The following is a 7,035-nucleotide window of genomic DNA, read 5'->3' on the forward strand; positions in this document are numbered from 1 at the left end:
ACAATATATTAGAAACGATCGGCAATACGCCGCTGGTTAAACTGAACAATATTACTAAGGAAATTGAGGCTACTGTTTTGGCTAAAGTGGAATCTACTAATCCCGGAAACTCAATCAAAGACCGTATGGCGGTAAAAATGATAGAGGTTGCAGAGCAAAATGGCCTGCTTAAACCAGGAGGAACCATTATTGAGGGAACTTCGGGAAATACAGGAATGGGGCTGGCCATGGCAGCAATCATTAAAGGATACAAGTGTATCTTTACAACGACAGATAAGCAGTCAAAAGAGAAAGTAGATGCGCTGCGTGCCTTTGGTGCGGAGGTGATTGTGTGCCCAACGAATGTGGAACCAGAAGATCCACGTTCTTATTATTCTGTTTCTTCGCGCCTGGAGCGTGAGGTTCCAAATTCCTGGAAACCAAATCAATATGATAATCTGGCTAATTCCCTGGCTCATTACGAGCAGACTGGTCCGGAAATCTGGGCACAGACAGAAGGCAAGATCACTCACCTTGTAGTTGGTGTGGGAACTGGTGGAACCATCTCAGGAACCGGCAAGTATTTAAAAGAGCAAAACCCGAATATTCAGATCTGGGGAATTGATACCTATGGTTCTGTGTTTAAAAAATATAAGGAAACCGGTATCATGGATAAGAATGAGATTTATCCTTATATTACTGAGGGTATAGGGGAAGACTTTCTTCCTAAAAATGTGGATTTTGATCTGATTGATCTTTTTGAAAAAGTAACCGATAAAGATGCTGCTTTAATGACCCGGGATATTGCCCGCAGAGAGGGGATTTTTGTAGGGAATTCTGCGGGTTCTGCCATTGCGGGCTTGTTGCAATTAAAAGACAGACTAAAACCAGAGGATGTAGTGGTGGTGATTTTTCATGATCATGGCAGCCGGTATATGGGTAAAATGTATAATGAGGACTGGTTAAGGGAGCGCGGCTTTTTACAGGATGAAAAGCTAACTGCACGTGCTATTCTAGCCAAAAAAGACCAGTCTGAGATCATTACGATTGACTGTGAGAAAACTATTCTGGAGGCAATTAATAATATGAATACCTTGAATATTTCTCAGATTCCGGTTACCCAGAAGGGGATGGTAGTTGGTAAACTGGCAGAGGGAGATATCCTTAAAGCCTTATTAGAGAACCCATCTTTAAAATCTGCTCCGGTGAGTGAAATTATGACGGCTACTTTTCCTTTTGTAGATATGAACACTTCAATAGACCGGATTTCTGCGCTGATTAACAAGGAAAATAGCGCGGTACTGGTAGAAGATGAGCGTGGGAAAATTGAAATTATTACCCAGTATGATATTATTAATGCGATTTCTGGTTAAGAGATTCGTGTTTTAAGACATAAAAAAAAGCCCCATAGGGCTTTTTTTTATGTCTCTTGTTTGGATTAATGGCTTGGGCCACTGCCTTCTACACGTTTGATCTGTGCGCCTAATGCACGCAGACGGATATCAATATCCTGATAGCCACGCTCAATCTGTTCAATATTATAGATGGTAGAGGTTCCTTCTGCAGATAAAGCTGCAATAAGCAGGGAAACTCCAGCTCTGATATCAGGTGAGGTCATACTGATACCTCTGAGTTTATATTGCTTATCGATGCCGTTAACACTGGCACGGTGTGGGTCACAAAGGATAATCTGTGCACCCATATCGATTAACTTATCTACAAAGAAAAGTCTGCTTTCGAACATTTTCTGATGGATCAATACAGATCCTTTTGCTTGTGTAGCGACCACCAGTACAATACTCAACAGGTCTGGTGTAAATCCAGGCCATGGAGAATCTGCAATAGTGAGCATAGAACCATCTATAAATGATTCTATTACATAATGTTTTTGAGAGGGGATATAGATGTCATCACCCCGGAGTTCAAACTTGATCCCCAGCTTTTTGAAAGTATCAGGAATGACACCAAGTTCATTATAGCATACATTTTTGATGGTGATTTCAGATTCAGTCATGGCAGCAAGGCCGATGAATGAACCGATTTCTATCATATCGGGAAGCATTCTGTGTTCTGTTCCACCCAGTTTGGTTACGCCTTCAATAGTGAGCAGGTTGGAACCTATGCCGCTTATTTTGGCCCCCATGCGGTTCAGCATTTTACAAAGTTGCTGTAAATATGGCTCGCAGGCTGCATTATAGATGGTTGTAGTGCCTTTTGCCAGTACTGCAGTCATTACAATGTTGGCTGTTCCTGTTACTGAAGCTTCATCCAAGAGGATATACGCGCCTTTCAGATCGGTAGCATCTACGTTAAAAAACTCTTTTTTGTTGTCGTAAACAAATTTGGCACCCAGTTTTTCAAATCCCAAAAAGTGGGTATCAAGGCGGCGTCTTCCTATTTTATCGCCTCCCGGTTTAGGAATAGCGGCTTTACCAAATCGGGCAAGAAGAGGGCCTACAATCATAATGGAGCCTCTTAGACCGCCTCCTTTAGCTTTGAAAACATCCGACTGGAAGTAGTCCAGATTGATGTCTTTTGCTTCAAAAGTATAGGTGTCTTTAGATAAACGTTCTACTTTTACGCCAAGGTCGCCAAGTAGTTCGATCAATTTGTTGACATCTTTGATGTCGGGAATATTGCTTATGGTGATCTTCTCTTCCGTTAATAAAACGGCAGATAAGATTTGTAAAGCTTCGTTTTTTGCCCCCTGAGGCTGAATTTCGCCTTTTAGTTTTTTGCCACCAATAATTTCAAATGCGTTCATATACTCTCTGTTCCTGTCTTAATGCTGATGGTAATTAATGTCTTTGTTTCGGATTGTTGTTCCTTTGCTGACGGTTATTATTGTTGTTGTTGTTGTTGTTGTTATTTTGACGGTTTTTTCCGTTGTTGTTGTTTCTGCCTCTGTTGTTATTGGCAGGTCTGTTGCTCACGGGTTTAAATTCTACCTTGGCCAGGTTTACATTTTCTTCCAGCTGAAGTTCTCCTCCGGAAAGTTCGGCTAAGTTCTTTAAAATGGTTTCGTCGGCTACATTGTCCTTGTTCCAGGTTACATAGGCCATTTTCATGAAGTTGGCAATTCCTTGAACCATAGCTGCTTTACGTTCCGGTTCTTCCAGGGCTTTTGCTTTTTCAATCAGTACCTCTACAGTTTTTCCGTAATGCTTATACCTGATCTTCTGCTGTGGATAGCCAATATGTTTTGGTCTGATCATAGCTGCTTCAGGCGTTGGTTTTGGGTAAGGGCTGTCTACATCGATCTTATAACCGGAGATGATGTGCAGGTGATCCCATAATTTATGTTTAAAGTCCGCTACGTCACGAAGGTGCGGGTTTAAAAATCCCATCAGATCGATCACTGCCTGGGCATATCTGTTGCGTTCCTGGCGATCTTCCAGTTCACAAATATACTTCACCATGTTCTGCACATTGCGACCATATTCTGCCAGGATCAATTCGTTTCTTGTGGTATTATAATCGAATTTCATGTTCTATTTTCTCTATAGGCACCTGGATATGGAATCTGGTGCCTTTTGTTTTTATTTAAATCTATATAACTTTTAGGAGTACACCAAAGATGTGTCCTGTAAAGTTAAATTCTTATCTAACAATCCGCAATTTAGCAAATTTTAGTAATAACTGCTTATTACCCAAGCCTTGAAAGAAAACTGTTGCTTTTACATCTGGCAGGTTACCTTCCAGATTAACAATTTTACCAAAACCAAACTTTTCATGCTCTACTTCCATGCCATTTTGAAATGCATTTGGTGCATCAGGCGCAAAGCCTGGCGTAGGTACGTGTGCTTTGGGCAGCATGGTGGTGGTTTTCGGTCTCATTGTCGGGGCACTGCTGCCGGCGGCCGGGGCAGATGATGTCATTTTTGGCTTACTGAAGGTATCTCTTTGTTGAGTCCAGACCCTTCTTTCATCGTCAAAACTGTTCTCTCCCAAACTGCTTTTTGCAGGTTTGGCTACCTCTATTTCCAGATATCTGGCATTGATTTCACTGATGAAACGGCTGGGTTCGCAATTCGTGAGTGTGCCCCAACGGTATCTGGAGGTGGAATAGGTTAAAGTCAGTTTCTTTTCTGCACGTGTTACTGCTACGTAAAATAATCTTCGTTCTTCTTCCAGATCTGTTCTTGAATTTAGTGACATCTGAGAAGGGAAGAGGTTTTCTTCCAGTCCAACAATGAATACATTCTTGAATTCCAGTCCTTTGGAGGAGTGGATGGTCATCAGGGAAACGGTGTCTTTGTCCTTGTCGTCCTGTCTGTCGTCGTTGGTCAGTAATGCGATATCCTGCATGAAAATGGCCAGGCTTCGATCTTCAATATCTTCACGCTCAGCAAATTCTTTAATACCGTTCAGTAATTCCTGGATGTTCTCATAGCGGCTTCTTCCTTCTATACTGTCGTCGGTATGAAGTTCTTTGAGGATACCGGAATGCTGCGCGATATATAGGGCAGTTTCATAAGCATCCAGTTTTTTGGCTTCTGCCATAAAGCTCTGTATAAGTACGGCAAAGTCATTTAACTGGTTGGCAATACGGCCTTCAATATACTGGGATGGATTGCAGATCACATCCCACATGGTAATATTATATTTGTCTGCGGCAACAATGATTTTGTCTACAGTCGTATCACCTAAACCCCTTTTTGGGTAATTGATAACTCTTTTTATAGCTTCTTCATCAGCCGGGTTAAAAGTTAAACGGAAATAGGCAATCAAATCTTTAATCTCTTTGCGCTGATAGAAGGAAAGGCCGCCGTATATTTTATAAGGTACGTTTAGCTTTCTTAAAGATTCCTCCATAGCCCTGGACTGGGCATTGGTGCGGTATAAAATAGCGAAATCGTGGTACCTCAATCCGCTACTGCTGCGATCCTGTACGATGGCTTCGGCAACGATTTTTCCTTCTTCATTGTCTGTGAATGCACGCTGAACTTTGATCCGGTCACCAGATTCATTGTCGGAGAATACATTTTTCTCCAGCTGATTCTTGTTGTTTGCAATGATGCTGTTGGCCACTTCTACAATGTTTTGAGTAGAACGGTAGTTTTGTTCTAGTTTATATACCTTCAGATCAGGATAATCCCGCTCAAAATTCAGAATATTCTGAATGTTTGCTCCCCTGAAGGCATAAATACTTTGTGCATCGTCACCCACTACACAGATGTTCTGATAGGCGGCGGCTAGTTTTTTTACAATGGTATACTGTGAAAAGTTAGTATCCTGGTACTCATCGACCATCAGATACCGGAACTTCTGTTGGTATTTATTCAGTACATCCGGATGGTTCTTTAATAAAATATTGGTTTTGAAGAGTAAATCATCAAAATCCATGGCGCCAGCTTTAAAACACCTTTTTGCATAGGTTTCATAGATGACGCCCATTTGAGGACGCTTATTGCTGTTGTCTTCGGCCTGGATCTCCTTGTTTTCGAGGTATTCTGACCAGGAGATCAGGTTGTTTTTTGCAGAAGAAATTCTGTTATAGACGAAATTGGCATTATAGAGTTTGTCATCCAGCTGCATTTCTTTAAGAATGGCACGGATCAAACTTTTGCTGTCGTCTGTGTCGTATATGGTGAAGTTGGAAGGATAACCTATCTTTTCTGCTTCAACTCTTAATATTTTCGCAAAAACAGAGTGAAAAGTACCCATCCAGATGTTCTTGGCTTCTCCACCAACTACTTTCATGATCCGCTCCCGCATATCTTTGGAAGCTTTATTGGTAAAGGTAAGCACCAGAATATTGAACGCATCTACGCCTTTTTCTATCAGATGGGCAACTCTATAGGTAATTACCCGTGTTTTACCCGATCCAGCACCGGCCACAATCATGGCTGGTCCTTGTGTGTTTTCTACTGCTGCACGCTGTTGTGGGTTTAATCCTGCTAAATAATCCAAAATAGATAAATGTTTTAATCTTGCGAAGTTATAAAATGACCGTATATTATTGGCGTTTTGTTTAAAACTAGTGTGCTACTATCATCTTTTTTGTGACTTTATAGTCGCCGTCGCCGGCAATAGCCTTATAGATATAGATGCCGGGAGCCATATTGCTCAGGTCTATATCAAAACTTTGTATTCCACTGTTCAGGAAATCGTCTATGACAGTTCTGACCAATCTGCCCTGGATATCGTAGATTTTGATCTGCAGGTTTTGTGCATCTGGCAGAATAACATCTATGGTGGTTTTATTGAATCCTGGGTTTGGGTAGTTCTGGTTCACCGTGAATTGTAAAAAGCGTTTTGCAATAATTCGGTTAATGGTGTCAAATAAGATATAAGACATGAGCCTGTAGCCTTTTGCATTGGGATGCAGGTCGTCCTGGTAGAGTGAAAAATCGCGTTTAAAGAAGCGGTTGATGTCGGCCAGGTTGATTTTGTATTCGGCAGCTAGTTTGATGTAAATCTTGTTGAGTTGATCAACAACTATGTTTGCCCTTCTGTATCTTCCGCTGTTGGTGTCATTGATGGTTTGCAGGGTGCAAATGATGGGAACCAGGCCGGCAGCTAGTGAACGCTGGATGATCTGGCGCATATTGGATTCTGTTTCCTCAATCTTAAGTTTCCTGTCTATAATGGAAAGAGCGTCGTTAATGCCCATATCAATCACAATGAAGCCTGTTTTTCCGGCCAAGGCTATATTTAATCTTTCTAATCCCTGCCCGGTGGTTTGTCCTCCTATACCATAATTATATATGTTGACACTTTTGCCGTCGTAGCAACGTTCAAAATTGGCCTTCAGGTAGTCCTGGAAGTTAAGCCCTTTAACGCCTTCAATCGTGCTGGCGCCAAATGTAACCACATTTATGCTGTCTTTAGCATAGTACTGGGCCGTTTCCGGACAACTTACTGGTCTGGTCTGGGCGGTAACTTGAATAAAAGAAATTGTAAATAGTGCAAGGCCTGCAGCAAGTGCCCGGTATCCCATTAAAAAAATATTATTTGCCCTGAAATTTTATGTTAATGCCTCAAAGATACAATTATAAGTACTTAATATGAAAAGTTTCAAATTAATATGAAAAGGTTCAAAAACTATATCTT

The 7,035-nt window shown here is 41.4% G+C and carries 5 protein-coding genes; 1 reads left to right on the forward strand and 4 read right to left on the reverse strand.

All coding sequences use genetic code 11. The features are described 5' to 3' along the window. A partial coding sequence (locus DBR11_RS19750) for a pyridoxal-phosphate dependent enzyme (protein WP_108554344.1) occupies positions 1 to 1,352 on the forward strand: 1,352 nt, incomplete at its 5' end. 65 nt (positions 1,353 to 1,417) lie between these two features. Here the strand turns inward: DBR11_RS19750 and murA are convergent. The 4 genes from murA to DBR11_RS19770 all read right to left on the reverse strand — a co-directional run bounded on the left by murA (position 1,418) and on the right by DBR11_RS19770 (position 6,922). Beyond that, positions 1,418 to 2,743: a UDP-N-acetylglucosamine 1-carboxyvinyltransferase gene (gene murA / locus DBR11_RS19755; protein WP_108554345.1), complete on the reverse strand. Its 1,326-nt coding sequence runs from the start codon at positions 2,741 to 2,743 to the stop codon at positions 1,418 to 1,420. Between the two features lie 34 nt (positions 2,744 to 2,777). Then, entirely contained in the window at positions 2,778 to 3,467 is a 690-nt protein-coding gene (locus DBR11_RS19760) for a DUF4290 domain-containing protein (protein ID WP_108554346.1), read from the reverse strand. Positions 3,468 to 3,579: 112 nt separating this feature from the next. Next, the gene (locus tag DBR11_RS19765) at positions 3,580 to 5,892 is read right to left on the reverse strand and encodes an ATP-dependent helicase (protein ID WP_108554347.1); all 2,313 of its coding nucleotides are present in this window, start codon (positions 5,890 to 5,892) and stop codon (positions 3,580 to 3,582) included. Positions 5,893 to 5,959: 67 nt separating this feature from the next. Then, positions 5,960 to 6,922, reverse strand: a complete 963-nt coding sequence (locus DBR11_RS19770; protein ID WP_108554348.1) for an SGNH/GDSL hydrolase family protein — start codon at positions 6,920 to 6,922, stop codon at positions 5,960 to 5,962. Positions 6,923 to 7,035 lie beyond the last annotated feature (113 nt).

The organism is Pedobacter sp. HMWF019 (assembly GCF_003061025.1).
In the GTDB taxonomy this organism is placed as follows: Bacteria; Bacteroidota; Bacteroidia; order Sphingobacteriales; family Sphingobacteriaceae; genus Pedobacter.

Excerpts from the sequence above, each read along its gene's own strand:
- DBR11_RS19760 (WP_108554346.1), bottom strand. The coding sequence starts at position 3,467 with ATGAAATTCGATTATAATACCACAAGAAACGAATTGATCCTGGCAGAA.
- murA (WP_108554345.1), bottom strand. The coding sequence starts at position 2,743 with ATGAACGCATTTGAAATTATTGGTGGCAAAAAACTAAAAGGCGAAATT.
- DBR11_RS19770 (WP_108554348.1), bottom strand. The coding sequence starts at position 6,922 with ATGGGATACCGGGCACTTGCTGCAGGCCTTGCACTATTTACAATTTCT.